At 58.1% G+C, this 22,898-nt stretch carries 28 protein-coding genes; 13 read left to right on the top strand and 15 right to left on the bottom strand.

The window, feature by feature from the left end; translation table 11 throughout:
* Nucleotides 1–98 precede the first annotated feature (98 nt).
* Complete coding sequence (locus ACK509_RS11265; protein ID WP_410766633.1) at nucleotides 99–1,190, top strand: hypothetical protein; 1,092 nt, start codon at nucleotides 99–101, stop codon at nucleotides 1,188–1,190.
* 38 nt (nucleotides 1,191–1,228) lie between these two features.
* Here the strand turns inward: ACK509_RS11265 and ACK509_RS11260 are convergent, their stop codons facing one another.
* A complete protein-coding gene (locus ACK509_RS11260) occupies nucleotides 1,229–1,669 on the bottom strand; it encodes an NUDIX hydrolase (RefSeq protein WP_410766632.1) in 441 nt (146 codons plus the stop codon).
* Nucleotides 1,670–1,902: 233 nt separating this feature from the next.
* Between ACK509_RS11260 and ACK509_RS11255 the strand changes: the two genes are divergently transcribed.
* The 3 genes from ACK509_RS11255 to ACK509_RS11245 all read left to right on the top strand — a co-directional run bounded on the left by ACK509_RS11255 (nucleotide 1,903) and on the right by ACK509_RS11245 (nucleotide 4,712).
* Nucleotides 1,903–2,781, top strand: coding sequence for a hypothetical protein (locus ACK509_RS11255; protein WP_410766631.1), 879 nt, complete (start codon nucleotides 1,903–1,905; stop codon nucleotides 2,779–2,781).
* Nucleotides 2,782–2,908: 127 nt separating this feature from the next.
* On the top strand, nucleotides 2,909–3,808 hold the full coding sequence (locus ACK509_RS11250; RefSeq protein WP_410766630.1) for a hypothetical protein: 900 nt from the start codon (nucleotides 2,909–2,911) through the stop codon (nucleotides 3,806–3,808).
* 52 nt (nucleotides 3,809–3,860) lie between these two features.
* Entirely contained in the window at nucleotides 3,861–4,712 is an 852-nt protein-coding gene (locus ACK509_RS11245) for a hypothetical protein (RefSeq protein WP_410766629.1), read from the top strand.
* On the opposite strand, the gene ACK509_RS11240 is transcribed toward ACK509_RS11245, so the two are convergent.
* Nucleotides 4,672–5,733, bottom strand: a complete 1,062-nt coding sequence (locus tag ACK509_RS11240) for a GNAT family N-acetyltransferase (protein WP_410766628.1) — start codon at nucleotides 5,731–5,733, stop codon at nucleotides 4,672–4,674. The genes ACK509_RS11245 and ACK509_RS11240 overlap by 41 nt on opposite strands.
* Nucleotides 5,734–5,972: 239 nt before the next feature.
* Nucleotides 5,973–7,808: a cation:proton antiporter gene (locus ACK509_RS11235; protein WP_410766627.1), complete on the bottom strand. Its 1,836-nt coding sequence runs from the start codon at nucleotides 7,806–7,808 to the stop codon at nucleotides 5,973–5,975.
* A gap of 219 nt (nucleotides 7,809–8,027) precedes the next feature.
* Between ACK509_RS11235 and ACK509_RS11230 the strand changes: the two genes are divergently transcribed.
* The gene (locus tag ACK509_RS11230) at nucleotides 8,028–8,708 is read left to right on the top strand and encodes a flavodoxin domain-containing protein (RefSeq protein ID WP_410766626.1); all 681 of its coding nucleotides are present in this window, start codon (nucleotides 8,028–8,030) and stop codon (nucleotides 8,706–8,708) included.
* Between the two features lie 108 nt (nucleotides 8,709–8,816).
* Here the strand turns inward: ACK509_RS11230 and eif1A are convergent, their stop codons facing one another.
* From eif1A to ACK509_RS11210, 4 genes are all read right to left on the bottom strand, one after another.
* On the bottom strand, nucleotides 8,817–9,101 hold the full coding sequence (eif1A, locus tag ACK509_RS11225) for a translation initiation factor eIF-1A (RefSeq protein WP_410766625.1): 285 nt from the start codon (nucleotides 9,099–9,101) through the stop codon (nucleotides 8,817–8,819).
* Between the two features lie 265 nt (nucleotides 9,102–9,366).
* The gene (locus ACK509_RS11220) at nucleotides 9,367–9,561 is read right to left on the bottom strand and encodes a cold-shock protein (protein ID WP_410766624.1); all 195 of its coding nucleotides are present in this window, start codon (nucleotides 9,559–9,561) and stop codon (nucleotides 9,367–9,369) included.
* Nucleotides 9,562–9,778: 217 nt separating this feature from the next.
* Nucleotides 9,779–10,033: a HalOD1 output domain-containing protein gene (locus ACK509_RS11215; RefSeq protein WP_410766623.1), complete on the bottom strand. Its 255-nt coding sequence runs from the start codon at nucleotides 10,031–10,033 to the stop codon at nucleotides 9,779–9,781.
* A 76-nt stretch (nucleotides 10,034–10,109) separates the two neighbouring features.
* Complete coding sequence (locus ACK509_RS11210; RefSeq protein ID WP_410766622.1) at nucleotides 10,110–10,757, bottom strand: helix-turn-helix domain-containing protein; 648 nt, start codon at nucleotides 10,755–10,757, stop codon at nucleotides 10,110–10,112.
* Between the two features lie 111 nt (nucleotides 10,758–10,868).
* On the opposite strand from ACK509_RS11210, the gene ACK509_RS11205 reads away from it, so the two are divergent.
* The 5 genes from ACK509_RS11205 to ACK509_RS11185 all read left to right on the top strand — a co-directional run bounded on the left by ACK509_RS11205 (nucleotide 10,869) and on the right by ACK509_RS11185 (nucleotide 15,170).
* On the top strand, nucleotides 10,869–11,711 hold the full coding sequence (locus ACK509_RS11205; protein ID WP_410766621.1) for a potassium channel family protein: 843 nt from the start codon (nucleotides 10,869–10,871) through the stop codon (nucleotides 11,709–11,711).
* Nucleotides 11,712–11,793: 82 nt separating this feature from the next.
* Nucleotides 11,794–12,285: an SRPBCC family protein gene (locus ACK509_RS11200; RefSeq protein ID WP_410766620.1), complete on the top strand. Its 492-nt coding sequence runs from the start codon at nucleotides 11,794–11,796 to the stop codon at nucleotides 12,283–12,285.
* Between the two features lie 125 nt (nucleotides 12,286–12,410).
* Entirely contained in the window at nucleotides 12,411–13,226 is an 816-nt protein-coding gene (locus ACK509_RS11195; RefSeq protein ID WP_410766619.1) for a hypothetical protein, read from the top strand.
* A gap of 142 nt (nucleotides 13,227–13,368) precedes the next feature.
* On the top strand, nucleotides 13,369–14,340 hold the full coding sequence (locus tag ACK509_RS11190; protein ID WP_410766618.1) for an aldo/keto reductase: 972 nt from the start codon (nucleotides 13,369–13,371) through the stop codon (nucleotides 14,338–14,340).
* An 86-nt stretch (nucleotides 14,341–14,426) separates the two neighbouring features.
* Nucleotides 14,427–15,170, top strand: a complete 744-nt coding sequence (locus tag ACK509_RS11185; protein WP_410766617.1) for a fumarylacetoacetate hydrolase family protein — start codon at nucleotides 14,427–14,429, stop codon at nucleotides 15,168–15,170.
* 18 nt (nucleotides 15,171–15,188) lie between these two features.
* Here the strand turns inward: ACK509_RS11185 and ACK509_RS11180 are convergent, their stop codons facing one another.
* The gene (locus ACK509_RS11180; RefSeq protein WP_410767257.1) at nucleotides 15,189–15,407 is read right to left on the bottom strand and encodes a hypothetical protein; all 219 of its coding nucleotides are present in this window, start codon (nucleotides 15,405–15,407) and stop codon (nucleotides 15,189–15,191) included.
* Nucleotides 15,408–15,609: 202 nt separating this feature from the next.
* Between ACK509_RS11180 and ACK509_RS11175 the strand changes: the two genes are divergently transcribed.
* Nucleotides 15,610–16,218 carry a translation initiation factor IF-2 subunit beta gene (locus ACK509_RS11175; protein WP_410766616.1) on the top strand — a complete coding sequence of 203 codons (609 nt, stop codon included), beginning with the start codon at nucleotides 15,610–15,612 and terminating at the stop codon, nucleotides 16,216–16,218.
* Between the two features lie 76 nt (nucleotides 16,219–16,294).
* Nucleotides 16,295–17,317 (top strand): response regulator, encoded by a 1,023-nt coding sequence (locus ACK509_RS11170; RefSeq protein ID WP_410766615.1) that lies wholly within the window; start codon nucleotides 16,295–16,297, stop codon nucleotides 17,315–17,317.
* On the opposite strand, the gene ACK509_RS11165 is transcribed toward ACK509_RS11170, so the two are convergent.
* Entirely contained in the window at nucleotides 17,314–18,330 is a 1,017-nt protein-coding gene (locus ACK509_RS11165; protein ID WP_410766614.1) for an NAD-dependent epimerase/dehydratase family protein, read from the bottom strand. The two genes, ACK509_RS11170 and ACK509_RS11165, sit on opposite strands and share 4 nt — an antisense overlap.
* An 81-nt stretch (nucleotides 18,331–18,411) precedes the next feature.
* Between ACK509_RS11165 and ACK509_RS11160 the strand changes: the two genes are divergently transcribed.
* Complete coding sequence (locus tag ACK509_RS11160) at nucleotides 18,412–19,239, top strand: helix-hairpin-helix domain-containing protein (protein ID WP_410766613.1); 828 nt, start codon at nucleotides 18,412–18,414, stop codon at nucleotides 19,237–19,239.
* A gap of 25 nt (nucleotides 19,240–19,264) precedes the next feature.
* Here the strand turns inward: ACK509_RS11160 and ACK509_RS11155 are convergent, their stop codons facing one another.
* From ACK509_RS11155 to ACK509_RS11130, 6 genes are all read right to left on the bottom strand, one after another.
* On the bottom strand, nucleotides 19,265–19,537 hold the full coding sequence (locus ACK509_RS11155) for a hypothetical protein (RefSeq protein WP_410766612.1): 273 nt from the start codon (nucleotides 19,535–19,537) through the stop codon (nucleotides 19,265–19,267).
* Nucleotides 19,538–19,661: 124 nt separating this feature from the next.
* Nucleotides 19,662–20,066: a peptide-methionine (R)-S-oxide reductase MsrB gene (gene msrB, locus ACK509_RS11150; protein ID WP_410766611.1), complete on the bottom strand. Its 405-nt coding sequence runs from the start codon at nucleotides 20,064–20,066 to the stop codon at nucleotides 19,662–19,664.
* A gap of 42 nt (nucleotides 20,067–20,108) precedes the next feature.
* Nucleotides 20,109–20,525 (bottom strand): hypothetical protein, encoded by a 417-nt coding sequence (locus tag ACK509_RS11145; protein ID WP_410766610.1) that lies wholly within the window; start codon nucleotides 20,523–20,525, stop codon nucleotides 20,109–20,111.
* 3 nt (nucleotides 20,526–20,528) lie between these two features.
* The gene (locus ACK509_RS11140; RefSeq protein WP_410766609.1) at nucleotides 20,529–21,230 is read right to left on the bottom strand and encodes an RAD55 family ATPase; all 702 of its coding nucleotides are present in this window, start codon (nucleotides 21,228–21,230) and stop codon (nucleotides 20,529–20,531) included.
* A gap of 83 nt (nucleotides 21,231–21,313) precedes the next feature.
* A complete protein-coding gene (locus ACK509_RS11135; RefSeq protein ID WP_410766608.1) occupies nucleotides 21,314–22,087 on the bottom strand; it encodes an aldo/keto reductase in 774 nt (257 codons plus the stop codon).
* The gene (locus ACK509_RS11130; RefSeq protein ID WP_410766607.1) at nucleotides 22,084–22,770 is read right to left on the bottom strand and encodes an HAD family hydrolase; all 687 of its coding nucleotides are present in this window, start codon (nucleotides 22,768–22,770) and stop codon (nucleotides 22,084–22,086) included. The genes ACK509_RS11135 and ACK509_RS11130 overlap by 4 nt, the downstream gene beginning before the upstream one ends.
* Nucleotides 22,771–22,898 lie beyond the last annotated feature (128 nt).

The following is a 22,898-nucleotide window of genomic DNA, read 5'->3' as shown; positions in this document are numbered from 1 at the left end:
CCCCATCTGCACTCTTTTCCATCGGTCGATAGCCACGTTCTCACTCCCGAGAATAGGGCAGAAACACCTAACAGCCTCTTATCGAATCGGTAGCACGAATGACGGCCACGCCGCTCGCGTCACTCATCGACGAGTGTTCAGATGTCGAACTCGCCGCCATCTTCGAGTACATCTGGGAGGCACGAGGGTACAATACACGCGTCCGGTTCAAAGGCCCGCACGTCACCGTCGAAGCCGACGGTGAAACAGAAGATGGAACGCCCCGCGAACTTCGAATCTGGATAACGACGACGAAACGGATTACCGCCGATATGACGAGCGCGTTCGTTCGGACCTGCAAGCGGGCGAGCGTCGAACCATACCTTGCTGTCGTTGGTCGTGGGGGGCTAGACTCCGACGCCCACCAGACCGGTCTGGTCGAACTCGATGCTCCCACAATCGCCGTCGAAGTTCGAGAGACTGGGGTCGAAGATTTCGTCCGTGGACTCGTCGGCACCGAAGAGCCAGTCTCTCGAAACTGGCTCGGCGAACCCGTCGAATCCGAGGACGAGAGTGTGACGGGTGACGAGCGCGAGAACGAAGCCGAGACCGAACAAGAACTGTCTCGTCGCGACGCACTGAAGACGGTTGGTCAGTACGTCGTCGGTGGGGTCGTGCTATACGTCGTCGTCGAACGCATCTCTGATTTCGTCCAATCGTCGCCCACACTCCGCGCCGAAGTCACCGCTGGACGGGAGTGGGTCGGCTCCCACCTTCCCGACGCGTCGCTTCCAACCGTCGAGTGGTCGATTCCGACACCACAGCCACTCTACGCCGAGTCGGAGAATCCGAACACCGACCCGAAGTCGGGAGACAAACCAACGACTGCAACCACGGTTGCATACGAGAACCTCGCTACGGACCCGGATGGTTACACGGGGACCGCAGTGACGTACACTGGCCGAGTCGATTCGACGAGGGAAGACGAGACGGTCCGACTCGCAACCGTGACTGTCGAGGGGGAAGACGGTCGTTTGACCGGCGACGTGGTTACTCGATGGCCGACCGGAGAGTTCTTCGACGACGCTGTCGGGTTTCGACTGCTCGAAGGCGACGAAATACGGTTCTGGGGGACTGTCGCCGGGTCGATGTCGCTGTCTGGTAGGCCGTCGGTTCCACTCATCGACGTGAGTGCGCTGGAGAAGGCCTAATCTAGCTGACGGCCAGCGAACGTCCACTGTCGTAGGCCTCAGTGTTCTGCAATCACATCGACGATGGCTTCCGGGTACAGCGTCCGCGAATTCGTTTCGAATTCGGCCACGGGTATCCATCGGACTTCGAACTCTTCGCCAATCGTCTCTTCATACCCAACCATCGCCTCCTGTTGGTACACTGCTTCGTCAGCGATATCACCCTCGTAGAGGAGGGCGATTTCGTGACATTGCGTCCCGTCGAAGGTGAACCGGTTCTCGACGTGTGTGAGTAGTTCGACGTTCTCCAATTCGACACCCAGTTCTTCGTCGAATTCCCGACACACTGCCTCCTCGCTGTGTTCGCCAAACTCGATTCCACCACCGAGTGGCCGCCAGAACGTTTCGTCTGCTTCGGGGTCGTATCCACGCCCAACCAACAACTCGTCGTCTCGCCAAACGAGCCCTAAAACCACCGGACGGATGTCGCGCCAACTCATGGCCCCTCTCTTCGAAGAAGAGGTCTAAATGTGTTCTGCAGACGAAAAGTGACTTGCCCACCCATCGGAAAGGTGTGAATGGCCGATGACGAGGCACCCGTTCCGAACCGAACTAGGCACTCGGTGATGCGGAGCCCTATGAGTGCCGAGGCCGCATTCCTATTCATCTCGACGTGTGTGACATTCCACACGTTTACTACGACGGAGGGCGGTACAATTGCTACTACGTGACCATGTCGTGGGAAGAAAGCGTACGCAAACGACCAGAGGGCGTCGATATCCGCGACATCTTTGAAGACGTCTACTCGCCTTCGAACGCCACGCAGTACGAGGCAGTCGTTGGAATCGCGTGGCTCGCAGAGTTGTGCCCAGAGCGACTTCGAGAGAAAGAAGACGCCCTCATCGGCTTGATTGGCACGCTCCCAGATTACGACGTACTCGGACAGCAACAGCGCAACCCATTCACACTCTCTGGGACCAGAATGTGGGCGATGCGGGCCGTGGGACTGTATCTTCGAATCCGTCCAGACCTGTTCACGACCCTCTTTTCGATGCTCGAAGAAGGTAGTCGTAGCGTCCAAGAAGACGCGTGTGTGGCACTGGCAGTTGCAACGCAGATTGGGCCGACGTATGTTGCAAACGTAGAGCCGACGCCGAGTTCGAGTCACTACGCACGAGAGTGGCCGAAGAGTGTGTCTGCACTGGCCCACGAGAGCGACATCGTTTCGGCAAACGCGCTCTATCTCCTCGCCGCTGGTGTCCCAGAACGGTGTGTAGACGCCTCGAATCTTGTCTCAGAACTCGAATTTCAGGCTACAACAGGAACAATCAAACCCGGGGTCGTCCCGTTCCTTCGAGAGCTTGCCCTGTGCAACCCAGAACACGCTTCAGAAATCGTTGGTCGTCTGCTTTCGCTGTTCGGAGATATCCACGACTACGAGGGCGAGTTGCTCGTCTGGACGCTCCTCGCCTGCAAAGAAATCGCAGCCACGAACCCAGACGCGTTCGCTGACCATCTGACGACAATTCGTGCGTTGGTAGACCACGAATCGCCAGCTGTGGAGCGGTATGCAAGCGACGTGCTTGCGGCCGTCAGTACCGAAATCGACTGACTGTGCCAGCGCCCGGCGCGTCTGCCATAGCACATCGTGTGCGCATTTGGTCAAGAAGGTTCGGCCGGAACCACACGCCGAACGTGGACGGCGGAAACACTATACAATATCAACTAGATGACCTGATATGAATCTAATAACTCGGTTGCTGAACCGAATTACTGGCGGTTCTGACGACGAACAATCGGCGGCTGAGACACCAGCAGACGAGGACAGTGGGCAACCGAACGGTTCCGAGCGACGACCAGCAGACCCACCGACAGAGCCAATGGGAGCATCGCCAGTCGCCGACGGCACAGTCACGATGCAGAGCCACGGCAGCCATTGGGATACAGTCCTTCCAGACGACGGAACCGGCACGAACATCGATGACCTCGTGTTTCAGACCGTAAAAGAAGGCGAACCAGTGGAGGGCGTCACACACGAAGACCAGAACGTCACTGGCTACATCGGCGACGGCGAAGAAGTCAAACCGATGGTCGTCACCCTCGACAGCCAAGTTGCGACGGCCTACCCACGCATCGAAGGTGTGACACACGAGTTTTCAGCGACGCAATTGAACGAGTGGAACATTGGAATCGAGGCATGGATTGGCGGTGACCTCGGCCCCGCAGGCGTCACAGCCTTCGCGACGAACTACTTCGAACACCCACCCGAACACTTCGGTGGCGACTGCTCGGTTTCACTGGCGCTGTCGGCCTACGACTTCGGCGAGTCTGATTACGATACTATCGTCGGCGAGGATGGTGAAGAGTTGGACGTCTCCGATTTCGTCGGCTTCCGCCCGTGGGAGCGAGGTGCGCCCGACGACTACGTGGTCCGGACGAAAGTCAAAGAGACGACCCGAGTCGAACACGGACCGATACAGGGCTACCTGCTCCGCGTTCCACTCTTCAGACCGGAAGGCGAGGCAGGGCCGGAATTCGACGTGAACCTCTTCGTCGCCGACCACGTCGCAGGCGAGTACGAACCCAACGTCGGCGACAGTGTCGAAGGAGCCTGCTGGTTGCAAGCCGAATTCAACTGACGGAATTACTGTCAGCACATAGATATTTATAACGTGTTCGTGAACTGAACTTATGCCAAACTGGACAGTCTACAACTTCGAGTGTGAAGACGTGAGCAGTCGCGAGGCGCTCATGGAGTGGTTCGAGGCGAACCACCCGGTCGAATTTCCGGCAGACGACGATTCGGTGTTCGCCGACTACGACAACGGTGAGCGAACGGTCGGTGCGGACTACGCGTGGATCGACCGGTATCTGTACGTCACGGTGATGGGCGAAGCAGAGACACTCGTCGCCGAGACGTTGGACCTGTGGAACCGGGCCGCAATCGCCGAGTTCGACAGCAAAACGGAGACGGTAACGGACATCACGCTCATCGTCGATACAGAAGCAGGACGAGACGACGAGATTGCGGCCGTCAAGTTCGAAGGCGAAGAAGGGTACGGTGGCAACGACGTGATGTACGCGCTGGCGATGGCGCACCAGTTCCGATTCCGAGCCTATTCCGCACAGTCGCCGACGAGTCAAATCACCCCACATCCTGCCGCATTCGACTACGTGACAAACGTCGATGCGTTCGTCGAAGACCTTGGAGACGTAACTGGCGTCGAACCAACCGACGAAGGGCTCGAATTCATTCGCACGGACCCCGCTATCGACTACAAGGTGGCCCGCGACGACCCGACCGAGAGCGACGAGCGTGGGGTGGACCGCGTTACCGTCGTCGATACGGACACTGGTGAGGTGACGGCGTACAACTCTGGGGACGAGGTTCCCGAAGAAGAAGAAAAAAAGTGGGTTGTTCGGCCGTATTCGGAATCTGTTGGGATGAGTAACCTTCTCGAATCCAGTGCCTATCGTATCCGAACGTCCAGCTTATCCACGATTACAACCCTTTCTCGACGACTTTCTGCCGTCCGAATTTGAACAGCGGCCACATGAGTTGATTCCGCCCGCGCTCCCACCGGAGAACTGGGACAGGTTGTGCGCCGTATTGGGTCTTGAAGCGGAACACGGAGTTGTCGAAGTGTGAGCCAGCGCCCCCGAAACTGTACGTCTCGAACTCCTGTTCGATGCCCCATTTGATTGCCCGGGAGTGGATGAGTTCAGACGGATAGAAGTCGTAGCAGTCGCGGTCCGGAATCGCCGAGAGCCAGTGGTGGAGCGTCGAGTTCTCGGTGTCGAGCAGGTAGATGTACTTGCCCTTTACGTTTCCATCAACGTAGGCCGTAAACACGCGAATACGCTCGCCGAAGTAATCTCGGAGAGTCTCGAAGAAGGAAAACGGGATGAGATTTCCATCGACGCGTTCGGTGTTCTTCTCGTACATCCCGTAGGTTTGGTGGATGTTCGTTCCAAGTGTGCTAATGTCGATTTGGTACTCTTGTTCGTGTGCCCGGCGGACGTCCTTGCGTCGTGACTTGTCCATCTCGGCGAGAATCTTCTCCCACCCATCCGAGAGGTCGATCAAAAACGTGGCGACGTTCGAGTTCGGTTCGTATCCGCGGGCGCGAAGATACTGCCCATAGCGGATGTGTCCAAGGTCGTAGGTCGAAATGAGATGATACAGTAGTCGGCCGTCAGACGCTGAGTCGAGGGCCTCGAAGAGTCGGTCGATGTTCTCGCGCTCGTTGGTGGAGATTATCGGCCCCCCGTGGCCGATTCCACCGGACTCCATCACGGAGATATCGAGAGCCGAGATGACGGAGTTCGTGACGTCGTTCGGAACGGTCAACTCCGAGACGAAATTGGGGAAGATAGCGATTGGATTGGAGTCTTTACTCACGACGACGTGCCGAGGTTCGTAATCGAGTCCATCTTCCACGGCGGCGAGCCATTCGTGGCGATGGAACAGAGTTCCCTGTTCAGTATGCGTTACGAGGTTGTTCCACTGGTTTTCGTTGAACTCGTGGATACTCCTCAGGACCGTCGTCCCGTCCGTGTTCACACGAGAAGTTTTCCCTAGGGCCATAGTCCGGAAAACTGGTGGAACTATATTGGTTATTTGTCACCTTATCTGGTTGTTTCGGTATTCGAACAGTATCAGCACAGCCTCGAGAGAATCTATTCGTCACTGAAAACCACCACCCGACGTGAATGGTATGTTAATGGTCGGGACTGGTGGCGCTCTCGTGTTGGATGCGTCGGTACAGAAACCGAGAGACTGCAACGCAGTTCGAACATCCATCACCCGGTGAGGAGTTCTCTCGCACGTTCGACTGCGTTCGACCGGCCGAAGATGGTGACTCGGTCACCTTTCCGCAGTACCGTCTCTTGTGTGGGGACGATAAATGCAGACCCACGCTTGACCAAGACGAGAACGGCCTGGTCCGGGACGTGGAGCGCGCCGATTGCCTTGCCGTCCACGGCGTCGGAGATGACGGTTTCTTCGGCGAACTTCTGTCGGTGTTTGGTGGTCGCTCGCCACTCGAAGAGACTCGGAAGAGCGACCAGTTCTTCGATTCCGTTGACCGTCGCTGTCGTGGGTGTGAGCGTCGAAACGCCGATATCGCGGAAGGCACCAACTTTGGTTTGGTCGTTCACCAGCGAGATGAGCGTCTCGACACCGAACGTCGAACGAGCGATTTGGCACGCGAGGACGTTCACTGCGTCGTCGCTCGTCGCCGCGATAACCATCTCGGCGTCCTGTGCGCCCGCGTCTTTCAGCACGTCCGCATTCGTTCCGTCGCCGTGGACGACCGAGTAACCCGCCGCCTGTAACGACGAGATGGTCCGGTCGTCGCGCTCGACGATGACGGGGTTCTCCCCCCGCTCGTCGAGCCTATCTGCGAGCAATCGTCCGATTTCGCTACCGCCGATGATGAGTGTGGTCATGGGTACGATGTTGAGTGTCTGCGCGATGAGCGGTGCCGCCCCTGCTTCGATGACGACAGTCACGAGGATGACGAGAAAGACGAGACTCACGACGCTCGATGCGTTCGCGATGCCCGCAGAACTGAGTTGCAACGAAAAGAGCGTCGCCGTCGCCGCCGGAATGATTCCTCGCGGGCCGATAGCCGCGATGAAGGCTCGCTGATTCAGCGAGAACTCCGAGTTGTAAGTCGAGACGAACACCGCGAGTGGACGGACGACGACCATCGCAAGGACGACGACACCGAGCCCGCCCACTCCGAGTGCGACGATATCTTCGAATTGGATGAGCGCCGCGAGGACGATGTACACCGCGCTCAGCACCGTCGTCGAAATCGCATCGCTGAACCCGGCAATTTCCTCACTGAACGGGATATCGGTGTTCCCCATCGCTAACCCGGCGACCGCGACGGCGACGACACCCGCTTCGGTGGCGAACAGACTCGCAACGGCGTAGGTCAGCAACGCTGCGGCGAGGACGACGATTCGGGAATCTCGCACCGAGTTGCTGAACGACCGTAGAACGAACGCCAAGAGGAGTACGGTAACGAGACCGAACAGGATACCAATCGCCACTTGGCTGATGAAGTCGGCGACGATATCTCCTTCACCCGACACGCGTATCGACCCGATTGTCACCGAGAAGACGACCGCACCAACCACCGCCGCAACGGGGTCGTTGACGATGCCTTCGGTTTCGAGGATGCTCGAAACCTTCTCAGAGACGGATATTTGCTCCAAGACGGGTGTGATGACGGTCGGGCCGGTTGCGATGAGAAGCGCGGAGACGAGAAACGAAATCGACCACTGCAATCCGAGCAGGCCGCGAATCGCCAACCCAAGTCCGACGAAGGTAATGGCCGACCCGATGGTTACGAGATAGAGCGTCGGTCTGGGTGTGGCCCGAATCTTCGTTCGAGTGAGAGAGAACGCTCCCTCGAAGATGATGATTGCGACGGCGATATCGACGAAGAGTGAGAGTTGCTCGCTCGTGAGACCTGCACTGAAAAACCCGATACCCTCCGGTCCGATAGCGATGCCGAATGCGAGCAAGAACACGACGTTCGGAACCCCAACCCACTCCGAGATGAGTTTCGAGACGGCCCCGAGCGCGATGATGACCGAGATGATGACCAACGGGTCTGTTGCCATTTCTTCTCCTTTGTGACGGCCCTTGACAGGTCAGGTGCGTCGCTCTGTAGAGAGAGGAGTCCGACGGAGAAAAACGAGCCATACCGAATGAAGACGACCTCCGTTCGGAGGGTCGAGTGACCAAGTCCGTTGGCACGAAACCGTTCTCTCTGCTGTGTGCATGCAGCTGGCTATCACCAGTTAATGCCACGAACAGCGTATGCGTAGGTGTGAGTTCAAATGGTATCGATTCTCGTGGCGTACGGAACAGGTGAAGGGCAGACGGCGAAAGTATCCAAACACATCACAACCGTCCTCGAAGCACGGGGACACGAAGTAACGAGCGTGAACGTCACGGACGACCCAGATGTCGATGTCGAACCGTTCGATGCGGTGCTGGTTGGTTCACCAGTGAACAACCGCAAACACCGTCCTGCGGTGGTCGCGTTCGTCGAGCGAAATCGTGCGGCGCTCGAAGCGCGTCCGAACGGCTTTTTCCAACTGTCGTTGGCGTCGATTATTCCGCTTCGATGGGCACGAGAAGGCGCAGGCAAGTTCGTCGATGACCTCACCGACCGAACTGGGTGGCACCCCGACCGTGTTGGTCTGTTCGCAGGGGCCGTCGCGTACACGAAATATCCCCCGATGGAGCGAGTGATATTCAAACTCGTCTCGGCGGTGACGACGGGTGATACAGACACCTCACGCGATTACGAGTACACCGACTGGGACGACGTGTCGGCGTTCGCAACCGAGTTCGCCGAGTTCGTCGAATCGACGGTTGGTTCGAAGACCGTGAAGGCTGGCAAGAGCGAGGTGAGACGAGTCGTGAAAGTGGTTGCCGGTACCGCACTGGTGGTTGCACTCGTGGGCGTGGTGTACGAACTGGCCGTTCGCAGGCCGTTTCTTCACGAGTGTTAGCAGTTTCGCGGTCTCTGTCGATAGTTCACTGCGCGCACCGGGCAGTAGCCTCCGCTCGCACGCTCGAACTCGGCTAGAAGAAGTCTCGCCTTTCGGCGAAGGGGGTCATTAGTCGATGTGGCCTTCGCGACGGAGTTGCTCGGCGTCTTGGTCGGAGTAGCGCCATTCGATGTTCGCTTTCTCGTCTTGCCAGTCCCACGGTTCAACGATGACGGTGTCGCCCTCGTTGATCCAGGTGCGGTACTTCATTCGGCCGGGGATACGGCCCATTCGCTCTTTGCCGTCGTTACAACGGACGCGAACGTGGTTTCCACCATTGTGTTCTGTTACGACTGCGAACAGTTCGTCTCCCCGAGGCATTCGGAGATTTCGGCGTTGAGTTTCTTCGCTCACGGGTTACCGTAGAGCGGGAGACGGATAAGTTATCGGAGAGTCCTGATACCGTGTGTCAAGCTGGGAGAAATCGAATTTTAACTCTCGTGTGACCGCGAGAGCATCGCTCGCTCATTTTAAGCCCGGTATCGCTCGAATCGAACGTTCTCAGAGCGTTGGAAATACGCTTGACATGAGGCCGGTACAGTGACTATTGGCACTCAAAATGCAAGTCGTCGTAAAATCTGATGTCTTTCGCCGCAGTTACGCGGTGTACTAAACTAATTTAAAGACGCGTCAGGTTTGCTGCGCGTGGTCCCTTGGGGGACTGTTCGATACTGAATTCAACATCCTGGTTCTCTTCGAGGTCCGGACCGCCGATGTCGTCCATGTGGAAGAACACGTCGTCGTCTGCGTCGTCCGTCGAGATGAAACCGTAGCCGCCTGTGTCGTTGAAGAAATCAACGTTTCCTTTCGCCATTGCTTTTGGACAAAGTGCCCATCAACGGTTAAGACTTGCGAGGTTTGTTATACCACGGCTCCAAAAATTTTGAAATTATTTTCGTTCTCCCGGGCCAGTTAGACAATCGTCTTCTGATTACTAGGAGTTGCCGGGAGTCACCACCCGATTCGGAGGCCACAGGCTGAGCTTCTGTGGTATCCACAGTTCGATAGAAAACGGTCACAAAGAGACTGGTTTACTGCTTGAGCGAGAGCGCCGAGACGTGTCCACTCTCATCGACGGTCACTTCGTAGCCGTAGTAGCAGAACGTGAGTGAAGAAAAACCATCGTCGCCTTCGACGAGGGTGTCCAGTGCTTCCGGGTCGATAACGTCCGCGAGTGGCGTCGTGAGGTCGGTTTCGTGAACAGACTCTTCGCGCGCGACGGCCTGAACGACTCGAAAACTCGGAAGTGAGTTGGCATCGTGCCGTGGGGATAGTGTGGGTGTCATTCCTGTGTCTGAGCAGTGGTGGCGACGTGACATTTGCCCGTTCCTTGACTATGTAAGACAACGACCCCATGAGTGACTAGGAGTTGGCGACGAGGGGAGTGATGAGCGTTCGCGTCCCGCGACGCAAGCGGCCTGCGAGTGCCTGTCTGGAGATGCCGAGTGAAGACGCGATATCTTCGAGCGTGGCACGCCTTGGTTCGTCAAAGTACCCCTGTTGATACGCGATGACGAGCGCTTCGTGCTGTGCGTTCGAGAGGCCTTTCTCATCGGGACTCTTCACAGCACTGGCGTGGTAGATTTTAGTGAGTGACACCGGGATATCACGGGTCGAACACCACTCGAATAGCTGACTCACGTTAGTTCTGTTCTCTGCTCGTAGCGTGAAGGTCCACGAGTCGTCGGTCCCCGTACCACCCATCAAAGTGAGCGGGAGTTGAGAGAGTTCGGTAATTGCGCTCTCAACGGAGTCTGACCATTCGATTCGGTAGAGTGTTCCATGGCCTTCTACTTCGTCCACTACACGAACGCGATGAATTCCATCGTGTACAGTCGTGGCTTCGACGACGTTCTGTGGTTCGACGCCCCGAACCCACAGGAACGGAACCACCGCATTCACCGTCGGAACGACTCTATCGAGTTCGACTTCGATACCGGGCAGGTCGGCAAACACCCGACCGATATCGAATGCATCCGCAGGAATCTGTATCTCGACGATGGTTGCCATGCACGCTGTTCGTGCCCGATATGCCTGATTCTATGCCCTGTTTCGACGAGTAGGCCGAACCGATACCTGTCGGCAGAGAGATTCATTACGATTCGGAGTTCCAAACACTGTATGGGAACGCACGCCTCGACGCGAGCGCCACGTGGATTTCGAGAGCAAGTAGAGTTCTATCTCGTCGACCACGAAACCCCGCTCGGAAAAGCCATCGACATCTCGCTTTTGGTGTTGAACTTGGTTTTCGTCGGCGTGTTCGTCGCCCAAACGTACTCGCTTTCAGAGCCGACACAAGAGTTGCTTTGGCAGGCAGAAGTTGGTATCGCGCTCGTGTTCGTCGCCGAGTACGTTCTTCGTCTCTACGGCGCACCAAATCGACTCGCCGAGTTCACCAACCCGTACACGATAGTCGATTTACTCTCGGTAGTCCCGACGCTCTCGGTGCTGTTACTTCCTCCGTCGATTATCGTCCTCAACATCGGGTTCCTCCGGGTCGTTCGAGTCATCCGAGTGCTTCGGTTTTACCGATTCACGAAAGACGAAGAGTTCTTCTTCGGGACGGTCTCGGTCGAGACACTCCGTGTGATGAAACTCCTCTTGACGGTACTCGTCATCTTCTTCGTCTCTGCGGGGTTGTTTTACAGCGTCGAGTTCCGGGCGAATCCGAGCGTGAACAACTTCGGCGACGCATTCTACTACATGGTCGTTAGTCTCACTACTGTGGGCTTTGGCGACATCATCCCGATGACGCATGCGGGGCGTTGGGTGACAGTCGCTAGCGTCCTCGCCGCAATCGTGCTGATTCCGTGGCAGGCAGGGAAGATTGTACGCGAGTGGGCACACAGAGACCAGGTCAACGTCGTCTGCCCCGATTGTGGCCTCTCGTATCACGACCCAGACGCCTCACACTGCAAGGCGTGCGGGCACGTCATCTACCAAGAGTACGAACCGCCGGAGTAGCGACAGAAAGAGGTTTCAGACGGTGGTTTTCTTCACCGATCCGACAGCAAGGATATGTGTTCAGCACGCGACTAGTAGGGAGATGGAAGCATCCGCAACGGTCGAAGTACGCAGACCAATCGAGGACGTATTCGCGTACATCTCTACTATCGAAGCGATGAGCGAGTGGGTCGTCGGCGTCGGCGAAACACATCGTATCTCGGGTGACGAGGCCACCGTGGGTGCGCGTTACGAGAGTACCTACTCCTACAGCGGACGGACACAACCGATGGTACTCGAACTGACTGCTATCGACGCACCGTCTCGTCTCGAGATGACCGCTATCGAGGGGCCGTTCCCGTTCGACGCCCGTCTCGAACTGGCCGAAACGCCGAGCGGGACGCTCGTCACGAATACCGTCGACAACAAGCCTGACGGCCGTGTTACGGCGTTCATGTTCACCGTCTTCAAGCCAGTCATGCGATGGCTCATGGCGCGACAACTCCGTTCGGAACTGCGCGAACTCAAATCGAGGCTAGAAACTGACGTGAAGATGAACCGTCCACCGGCCCCACAGGAAACGTCAACACATTGAATTTTGTAGCTTGTTTTTGCCTTTATAAGGGCTATCGAAAACAAGAAAATAGCCGTTGTGAGCAGATAATGCACGGTTATCGCACCAGTGGATTAATCAAGTATTATCCCGAACCCATGTGTCAAATGGGGGAGCATAGTCGGAAATTCAACGGGGATACGAAGGTTCTCTACCGACAGGCGGTCAAGACGCCATTGCCAAACGAAGACGCAGAGCGCGTCTTTCATGAGAACATGATGGGGGTCGCGGATGCGCAGGTCAAGAAGGCAGATATGCTGGAAGACCCAGATGTTCCACTCATCGAAGCGTACGAACGACAACTCGAAGGGATTTCAGCGGCGTATCGAACTCGACTCGACCAGATTGCGGGAGACGAGTACGAGCGTGTCGCAATGGAGTACCACACCGGCGAGCGAGACGACACCAAAGGGGCGCTCGCCGCGTACTACTTCGAGGGGTTGTGGCGGATGCAACAACGGATTACAGTCGCAGATATGCTGTTCTTTCCTATCATCCTCCGGTACCCAGACTGCTTTACGGTGAACATCAGATTCGCTAGCACCTACTTGACCACCGAGTCGGTGCTGTACGAGTCACCGGAACATTCTGAGGAGGACCTCGACGAGAAGTATCACGAACGGTACTACAACGATAGCCTCTACTCCCAGAAAGAGGCCGCCCAACAGATTCGAGATTGGGCGACAATCATCCGCGAAGAGTTCCCGGACCCAGACGAGGTGCCGTTTGAGGAACGAAAGTACGGAGGCATCGTCTCCGCCGGAGGACGCCGTGGGTCGGTGTTCTCTTCGATGCTCAAACGTGTCGAACCCGACCCCGACCGCTTTTCGGACAGTATCGACCAGCCGATGCTCGTAGACGAAGGGCCTGAAGCACAGCGGACCGAAGACGAACTACTCACCGAAGACGCGCTGATTATCTAACATCGAGAAGGCCCAACGTTAGCCGAATATATGAGTCCGCTTTTGATACTTGCTTAGGTCAGCGTTGGGCCACTCAATCGGTCTTCGACCACCAACTCACCACCCGGCCGTGTTTATCTGTCAGGCCGTCAAACACCAGACGATGGAGTACACGACATTCGGCTCGACGGGCATGACCGTGAGTAAAATCTGTCTCGGCTGTATGAGCTTCGGGGCGAACTGGGACGACTGGACGCTCGACACCGACGAAAGCAGGGAACTCATCGAGCGCGCAATCGACCTCGGAATCAACTTCTTCGATACAGCAAACGTCTACTCCTACGGCGAATCCGAGGAGATTCTGGGCGACGTCCTCGCCGACTACGACCGCGACGAGATGGTCGTCGCGACCAAAGTCTACGGACAGATGCGTGACGACGACCCGAACTCGGGTGGCCTCTCGCGCAAGACCATCGAACAGGAGTTAGACAATTCGCTCGACCGACTCGGCATGGACACGGTTGACCTCTATCAAATCCACCGCTGGGATTACGACACGCCAATCGAGACGACGATGCGCGCGCTCGACGACGCCGTTCGACGCGGAAAGACCCGCTATATCGGTGCCTCGTCGATGTGGGCCCACCAGTTCGCAGAAGCACAGTACACCGCCGATGCACAGCACCTCGACAAATTCGTCTCGATGCAGAATCTCTACAACCTCGCCTACCGCGAAGAAGAGCGTGAGATGATGCCGTACTGCGCGAAGAACGACATCGCCACGATGCCGTGGAGCCCGATGGCCGCAGGATTCCTCACGCGCCCCTACGAGGACTTCGAATCGACGACTCGCGGCGAACACGAAGCCGACGTGGGCCGACCGTACCTCGAAGGTGGCGGCCCGGCAGTCAACGAACGCGTGCAGGAACTCGCCGACGAGAAGGGCGTGAAGATGGCCCAAATCGCCCTCGCGTGGCAGTTCAACAAAGATTGGGTGACGACGCCCATCGTCGGCACCTCCAGTATCGAGCACCTCGAAGATGCGGTCGAAGCCCTCGATATCAAGCTCTCCAGTTCTGAGATGGAGTATCTCGAAGACCCCTACGAGGCAGTTCGCGTCTCCGGCCACGAATAGGCCGAGGCCCGATTCTCTCCGTTCACTTCCGACACACGCCGCCGCCAGCCGTAGGGCTAAGTGAGCGGCGAACCCACCCACTGCCGATGCGACTGGCACGAATTCAGACTGACGAGGGGGTCGAGACGGGCGAGTACGTCGGCGAGGATAATGCAGGCGAAACCGGCGTCGTCCGCGTCGATGGCGCGGAGTACACGCTGGGCGAAGACGCCGAACTGCTCGCACCGTGCGACCCATCGGCGCTCTACTGCGTCGGACGGAACTTCGCGGCGACACTCGACCAGATGGACTACGACGTGCCGGACGAACCGGACTGGTTCATCAAACCGCCTGTCTCGGTTCGCGGGCCGGGCGCGAAGGTGCCGTATCCGTCGTGGACTGACGAACTCACGTATGCGGGCGAGTTGGCGGCCGTCATCGACCGCGAGTGTTCGAACGTTTCTGAACAAGACGTTGCGGATGTGGTTCGCGGCTACACCATCCTCGACGACCTCGACGCGCTCGACCAACCGGGCCGAACCGCACGCAAAGCATTCGATGGCTCTGGACCGCTCGGGCCGTGGATTGAGACGGATGTCGACCCGGCGAACCTCGACATGACGACCCACGTCGGCAGCGAGTTGCGCCAGGAGTCGAACACGGAACTGATGCTCTTTCCACCAGCGAAAATCATCTCGCACCTCTCGGAACACTACACGTTCCAACCCGGCGACGTCGTCTCGTTCGGCAGTCCCGCGAATCCGGGGCTGGTCGAACCCGGCGAGACGGTCGAAATTTGGTACGAAGGCGTCGGGATACTGAAGCACGAAATCGTCGAGGCGTCGGACTGAAAACGAGAGTGCCGGACGTCAGTTCAGGGCATCCACTTCGTTCGTGAGGTCTGCCGGTTGGTCCACGGGCCCGTTGACGAACAACCCGTGGGCCATTACGACGGCAGCGACTGCGCTAAACCCGACGATGGCCGTCGTCGGTGCTATTGCAGTGAACTGCCCGACGAGAACACCAGCGACGAGGCTGCCGAAGATGCCTGCGAGGACGAGGTCGTAGTACTGCCACGTGTACCCCATATCTACGAGTTCGAGCGCCAGCACTGAAGTGGTATCGACCAGTTCCGCAACAGGTGATTTTGAAACGAATGCAGGTGTCGTCGGATGGGGTCGCTTCGGTCTGTTCGTGGCGTTATCGGCCACCGAATCGATATCGGACTCCTCGAACCCGCATCCGAGACGTTGACGGAACGGCTATACGTTGCGAGAAACTCGTGTGCCTATGGAATACCAATCGGCGCTCGATAGAGCCCTCGATATTCTCCCGGAGCGGAACGTCGAACAAGAGCGGTTGCGAGTCCCGGACCCGCAAGGTGAAACGGACGGTGCATTCACGCGCCTGACCAACCTCGGCGAAATTGCCGACGCCCTCTCGCGCACACCGAACCACCTGCACAGTGCAGTCCAGCGCGCACTGGGTACGAGCGGACAACTCGAAGGTGACCGCGCACGCTACAGCGGTTCCTTCTCTATCCGCGACTTCAACGAGGCAATCGACGACTACGTGGACGAGTACGTCACCTGTTCCGAGTGTGGCCTGCCCGACACGCGTCTCACCACCGAAGACGGCGTAGACATGCTTCGCTGTGAGGCATGTGGTGCGTTCCGTCCGGTCCAGAAACGCTCCAGTGCGAGTGCGAACCGCCAGCAAAACGCCGTCGAAGAAGGCCGCACGTACGAAGTCGAAATCACGGGCACGGGCCGGAAAGGCGACGGCGTCGCACAGCGCGGCGAGTACACTATCTTCGTCCCCGGCGCACGCGAAGGCGAGACTGTCCGCGTCTACATCAAGAACGTAAGCGGGTCGCTCGCGTTCGCCGAGAAGGCATAAATTTCTCACTCGTCGGTCGTTTTCCAGAATACGCACCATCCCGAATGCATATCAAATGGCACATCGACTAGAGAGTATGTCTCGGGTGAGTGACGCGGCTGTCGGCCACTTCATCTCTCATCGCGCACGTGAGGAACCCATCGAGGTGCTTCACGTCGACGATGACCCCAGATTCGCCGAGTTATCAGCGGCATTCTTACAGCGCGAATCGACCAACTCCCCACCGCTCGAAGTCCAAACCGAGACGGACCCGACTGCAGTGTCCGACCACTTGGACGAGGTCGAGTGCGTCGTCAGCGACTACGACATGCCCGAGGTTGACGGACTCGAACTACTAGAAACAGTCCGAAACTACGACGCAGAATTACCGTTTATCCTCTTTACCGGCAGAGGGTCCGAAGAGATTGCGAGCAAAGCAATCTCCGCTGGCGTCACCGACTATCTCCGAAAAGGTGGTGGGTCGGACAACTTCGACGTGTTGGCAAAGCGGATTCGAAATGCCGTCGCCACGCGCCGCGCCCAACACGCTGCCGAACAGAGCCATCGACTACTCAGAAACGTCATCGACGAACTTCCGCAGTGTGTCTTCGTGAAAGACATCGACGGGCGGTATCTCCTCATCAACGAGACGGGGGCGAACGCGTACGGCGGCACCGCTGCGGAAATCGAGGGCAAGACTGAGCGGGAACTGAACGACTCGGAGACCGCCGAGCGATTTCACGAGGAGGACAAAGCAGTCATCGAACGCGGGGAGGCGACCCACATCCGCGACCAGTATCGAGTTGACGACGACGGTGACGAATTCGTCGAGCAAGTCACGAAGGTTCCGTTCAGTATCGAGACGCTCTCGGCGACTGGCGTACTCGGTATCGCCGACGAAGTGACCGAAGAGCGACGGAAAACGGCACAGCTCCAGAGCGCCGTAGCGACGCTTGAGAAGTTGCGGGCGCAGTTGGACACCGAATCCGACGACGGAACCTCACAGTCACCTGTCGCCGACGACCCCGCCACGCTCATCGACGAACTCGAAACGACACTCACCGACCCAGACTCGGTGGACGTACAAACTGTTCTGCAACGCGACGAAGACGAAGCCTAGCGGCCAGGCTCGAACGAAGCGAGAAAGGAGTTCGTATTCTCGCGCCACGCCGTTGCGAGTTCGTCGTCCAACGGCTCTGCGTCCCACGCGTCGATTCCATCGTTCGAATCCAGCCACTCGACCGTCCTTTCGACTCCCGTCTCGAAGTCGATTGTGTACTCGAAGTCGAGGTCGGCTTTCGCCCGGGAGTTGTCGAAGACAGTGCTGTACTGGAAGTGGTCACGGAGCATCCGTGTTCGCTCGGGAGCGACGGTGCGGAGGACGTGAGTCGGGATGTGAACGAGGTCCGGGTCGGGTGCATCGAGGGCGTTGGCGACGCGAGCGTGGTACTGATTCCACGTCATCGTCTCCTCGCTGGTGACATTGTAGGCACGCCCACCGACACCGGGATTTTCGACTGCGCCCACGAATGCCCGTGCGACGTCGTCACGGTGGCACGGCCCCCACAGCGAGGTGCCGTCACCGTGGACGATAATCGGCTTTCCCTTGCGGATTCGGTCGAGGTAGTACGACCCCATGCCGAGGGTGTGGACGAGTGGAGAACCCTCGCCATATGTGTTCCACGGTCGGAGAACAACGACGTCGATGTCATCACCGTGTGCCTCGAAGAACACGTCTTCGGCGGCGATTTTCCCGGCGGCGTAGTCGCTCACTGGTGGATTTCGTGGACTCGATTCGCGAACGGGATTCTTCGGTGGCGGTCGGTGATACACGTCGATAGTGCTACAAAAGACGTAGCGCTCGACCGACTGTGGACAGCACGACAGTGCGTTACGGGCAGTCTTGGCGTCGAAGCAGGCCAAATCGACGATTGCATTTGGAGACGCTTCTTCGAGCGCCGAGGCGAGGTGGTCGCTGTCGCCTCGGTCGCCGGTCACGGTGGTCACCGACTCGGGAAGGTGGTCGTCGGTGTGGCCCCGCTGGAAACTCGTCACCTCGTGGTCTGCGTCGAGTAATCTGCGGACGATTCCGGTCCCGAGAAGTCCCGTTCCGCCGATGACGAAGACGTGCATACACTTCTGGGGCGTGCGGCCACCAAAAAGCCCGCCCCGATGTCGAAAACAGTCATTCTGTTGGAAGACCAAGGGTAGTAGATGAAAGTCTACACGACAGATGGGTTGGTAATCGACTGCGGTGGCTACAAAGCAGTCCGTGCGGGTGGGGTCGTACTTACGAAGGATAAGAAGCGAAAACACGTCATCGGCTACGTCCCCGAGACGCAACTGCGGTATATCCTTCCGGACGACGTCGAACCGGAGACTGACGAGGACGACGAAACCGGAGAGACGGAAAGAGAAAGTTCCGAAGGCGGCGACGAGTCTGTGAACGACGAAGCCGACGACGCAGTGAGCGAAGACGCCGAGGACGCAGAAGACGGAGAAGTAGACGAAGACGCGGTTATCGACTTCACGAGCGAATCTGTAGATACGACGACGAGCGACGGGGGCGGATCCGACACCGACGCCGAGACTCACGAAGAGTCAGTCGCCGCAGCGGAAGTTACTTCGGACGAAATCGGTGTTGTGAGCGCCCCGAGCGACGAAGGGGTCGCTTCGCACACCCACGACGATTTGGTGGCGTCACTTGGCGACCACGACAGCCGAATCAGTGCGCTCGAATCGCGCGTCGATGAGTTGTCGGCCCAGATGACGAACGTCCTCGAAGAAATTGAAGTCGAACCGTACGACCCAGAGGAACTCACGAACATCCGAGGAATCGGGTCTGCGTACGCGACACGACTCCGCGAGGCGGGTATCGACACGGTCACGAAACTACTCGAAACGCCCGTCGAAGACCTCGTGGTGGCGACTGAGGTGAGCGACCGTCGCGCCGAAGAGTGGAAGCACCGCGCCGAGACACACATCGAGCGTGAGCAAGCAGTGAGTACGTACGCTACCGAAGACGAAGTTGACGAAGAATAAATCGCAGTAGTCTCGCGGGGGACACTCAGGAGAGTCTCACGAAGAGAAGTAAGACACCGAAGAGAGTCGAAGCACCACTGATAAAGAGCAACCCACCACTCATGACGAGAACCGCACCATCGAAGGAGACGGGTGCGCCACTGGTTGCGATGTCGGTCAACGTGAGTCCGGTCGTGAGGTCGGCGACCGGTCCGAGAACCGCGAGGCAAAACGTCAGCGCGCCGACGAGGACGAACACGTACGGCGTGAGAGAAAATTCACGCCGAGGGGGGCGGTGTGTGGAGTAGCCGCGAGACATACTCCTCTTTCGTGAGCAGGGGTGTTTGCTACGAATCGACTACCATCAGACACGACGAGTTAGCCGAAACCTACCAGAATCGGAGAAATACACCAAAGCACGAGCATCGCTCGTTACGAAGTGCCTACTCGTCCGTTTCGGAGTCGAAATCCAGTGCGACCGAGTTGATACAGTATCGCTCGCCGGTTGGGTTCGGTCCGTCTTGGAAGACGTGTCCCAGATGGCCGCCACAGGTCTTACAGACGACTTCGACGCGGTTCATCCCGTGACTCGTGTCGCGGCGGCGTTCGATGTTCGTCTCGTTGCCAGCGAAGAAACTGGGCCATCCACACCCGGAGTGGTACTTCGTCTCCGAGTCGAACAGTTCGGTTCCGCATCCGGCACACCGGTAGGTTCCGTCGTCGGTTCGGTCCACGTGTTCGCCCGAGAATCGAGGTTCAGTCCCCTGTTGGCGAAGGACGTTGTACGCGTCTGGGGAGAGTCGTTCGCGCCACTCTGCTTCTGAGAGTGAGAGTTCGTTTTGCGCCATACCTAGACAAAAGTGTGCCAGTCAGAAAGCCGCGTCGGCGACTTACTGCTTGCGGTGAAGAAACTTCGGGAGGCGCAGTCGCCCCAAGTCGTCGGCGTTGATATCGAGCAACGTCGTTCGGCTGACTGCCCCAGGAACGCCGGTGTTCTCGGTGGGGCGAAGCATCCCGACAGCGGACTCGACTTCCTCGACTTCTTCGTCCTGTTCGACGAGTGCTTCCCACGCGTCGGCTTTCGTCTCGAAGTTGCCGCGCTGGTTTCGCACGCGCTGTTTCCCTTCTTCGAAGGAGAGTTGAAGCACGCTCCGGCCATAAGCGGTGTTCGCTTGGCGGCGGAGGCGCTCGAACTCGTCTTGGTTTGGCGCACCGAGTGCCGTCGAGACACCGAGTGCGTACATTCGGCGAATCAACTCTTCGTCGGTGAGCGTTCGCCACTCTGTTCCGAATGCCTGGTCGTACATGCGTTAGAGGTCGACTTTCGAACGCGGGTCGACGATGAGTCCGTTGTCGGTGAATTTGAGCGAACGGATATCGCAGTCGATGTTCGTCCCGCGCATCTTGATGACTTGGATTCCGCGAGTCATCCCCGTTGCTTCTAGGTAGTTATGGAAGAAGATAACCCCGTGGGCGAGGAAGTGTTCGTCCGCGTAAGACGATGGGTCGGTCATCTCCGAGATGAGTAACGTCGTCGCCTCACCCTGCTTGAGCGCCGTCAAAAAGCGCGTCATCTCTTCTTCGCCGTTGGAGAAGAAGAGTCGAAGCAACATCGTCGAGTCGATGACGAGCCGGTCGACCTGTCGCGAGTTGACGAACGCGACGATTTTGTCGGTCAGACTCTGGACGTTCGAAGAGCCACCCTGTGAAAACTGGTTCAACAGGTGCTTGCCCTTCGGACTCACGAGGTTGATGTATCGGAACGTATCCGAGTTCGTGAGCGTCTCGAAGCCGAAGTTGAAGCTCGACATGTCGTTGACGAGTTCGTCTTCGGTTTCGTGCATGGTGATGTACATACACGTCTCTCCGTTTCGGAGACCTTCGGCGATGAACTGTGCTGTGAACGTGGTCTTACCACTGCCTGGAGGGCCGCTGAGGACATACAGTCGGTGCGGCAGGAAGCCGCCCTGAATAAGGTCGTCGAACCCGCTTACCCCACTCGGAATCCGCATGGTCAGACCCACCGTGCGTCCTGTAATAATCGTTCCGGGATGAGTAATAAATTTGAGAATTCGTGGCGCTCGTTTCTGTGGTATTACTCTGGGAATAGCTCGACTTCGTTCTCGATGCTATCGAGATGTTCGACATCCTCCACGTCGAGGCTGAGCGTCGTCGCCTCCATGTTTGCTCGAAGGTGTCTCTCACTCGATGCCTTCGGAATGACACAGACGCCTTTTGCGACCAGCCACGCGATACTGACTGCTTCCGGAGTCGTATCGTGTTTGTCTGCGACTGCGACGACTTCGTCGATCTCACCGACGCGCCCGCCTGCGAGCGGCGAGTAGGCGACGACATCGTAGCCGTGTTCGCGTGCGTGTTCGAGGAGTTCTGGGCGTTGGAACAGCGGGTGATACTCGGTCTGGTGGGCCGCGAGCGGTGCAGAGAGGAGGTCCACTGCTTCGTCCAGTTCCTCGACCGTGAAGTTGCTCACGCCGACGTTCTCGACGAGACTCGAATCGACGAGTTCGTCGAACGCGCGCAACGTCTCCGGCGGGTCGTAGGTCTCGATGGGGCGATGGACGTAGAGGAGGTCAGCGTAGTCGGTTCCGAGGCGGTCGAGACTCTCGCGTGTCGTCCGCAATACGTCGTCGTAGGCGAGGCTATCGGCCCACACTTTCGTTGCGAGAGAGATATCGTCGCGCGGAACATCAGCTTTGGCGAGTGCGTCGCCGACGACCTGTTCGTTCTCGTAAATCTGTGCAGTGTCGATGTGGCGATAGCCGAGTTCGAGCGCCGTCGTGACCGCAGTCGCCTTTTCTGGTGTGTCGAGACCCATCGTACCGAGACCGGGATTCGGAAGTGAGGTCATCGAGCTACCTCCGTCGAATCGAGAACGGGGACGCCATCGAGCGTGAGTAAGTCATCGAGTCCCGCTATCTCGTGAGTCGGGTCGGGAGAAGGCGTGTGGTCGCGGCGGTGTCCGCGGCGGATGAACGCCGAATCGACGCCCGCGGCGTGGGCAGCGACGATGTCGCTGTCACTGTCGCCGACGTAGAGCGGCGAATCGACGCCGAGGTCGTCCATCGCTCGTTCGATGTAGTAGGGGTCGGGTTTCTTGCGCTGGAGGCTCGTCATCGACGGTTCGCGGCCGTAGGCGGTCGGGAAGAGGTCGGTTACGTCCATGGTTTCAACCACGTGGTCGATGGTCGCCTGCTGGTTGTTCGAGACGATGCCCATGGGGGCGTCGATACGGCGAACCGAGTCGAAGTCGTCGTACGGGGTCTTGTGTCCGGCGTCGATTGCCTCACACTGGGCGGCCGACGCGAGTTCGTCGCGGGTGCGGAACAGCGTTTCAGGGTCGAGGTCGTAGGTGTCGGCGACTGCGCGCACGTCTTCGGGGACGACGTGGATGACGAGTCGTTCGACGTGGTCCGGGTCAGGGTTCGAAACACCAAGCGTTTCGAACGTCTCCCACGTCGCCTCGCGGAGGACAGAGAGTTCGACGAGCGTCGTGAGTACGCCGTCGTGGTCGAAAATGACCGAATCGTACATACAAAGTGTGAGAAAGCGGGAGGTGAATTGTTTTCGCCTTGCGGCACCCGCCGACATTCGCCGGTGAGAGAGCCTTTTAGCACCTTGCGTCCTCAGCTAGGAGCAATGCTGGCTGGAGCAGACGGAGA

The organism is Haloferax sp. DFSO60 (genome assembly GCF_046557615.1).
In the GTDB taxonomy this organism is placed as follows: domain Archaea; phylum Halobacteriota; class Halobacteria; order Halobacteriales; family Haloferacaceae; genus Haloferax.
Note: the sequence above shows the minus strand (reverse complement) of the source record. Positions and strands in the feature narration are given on the sequence as shown.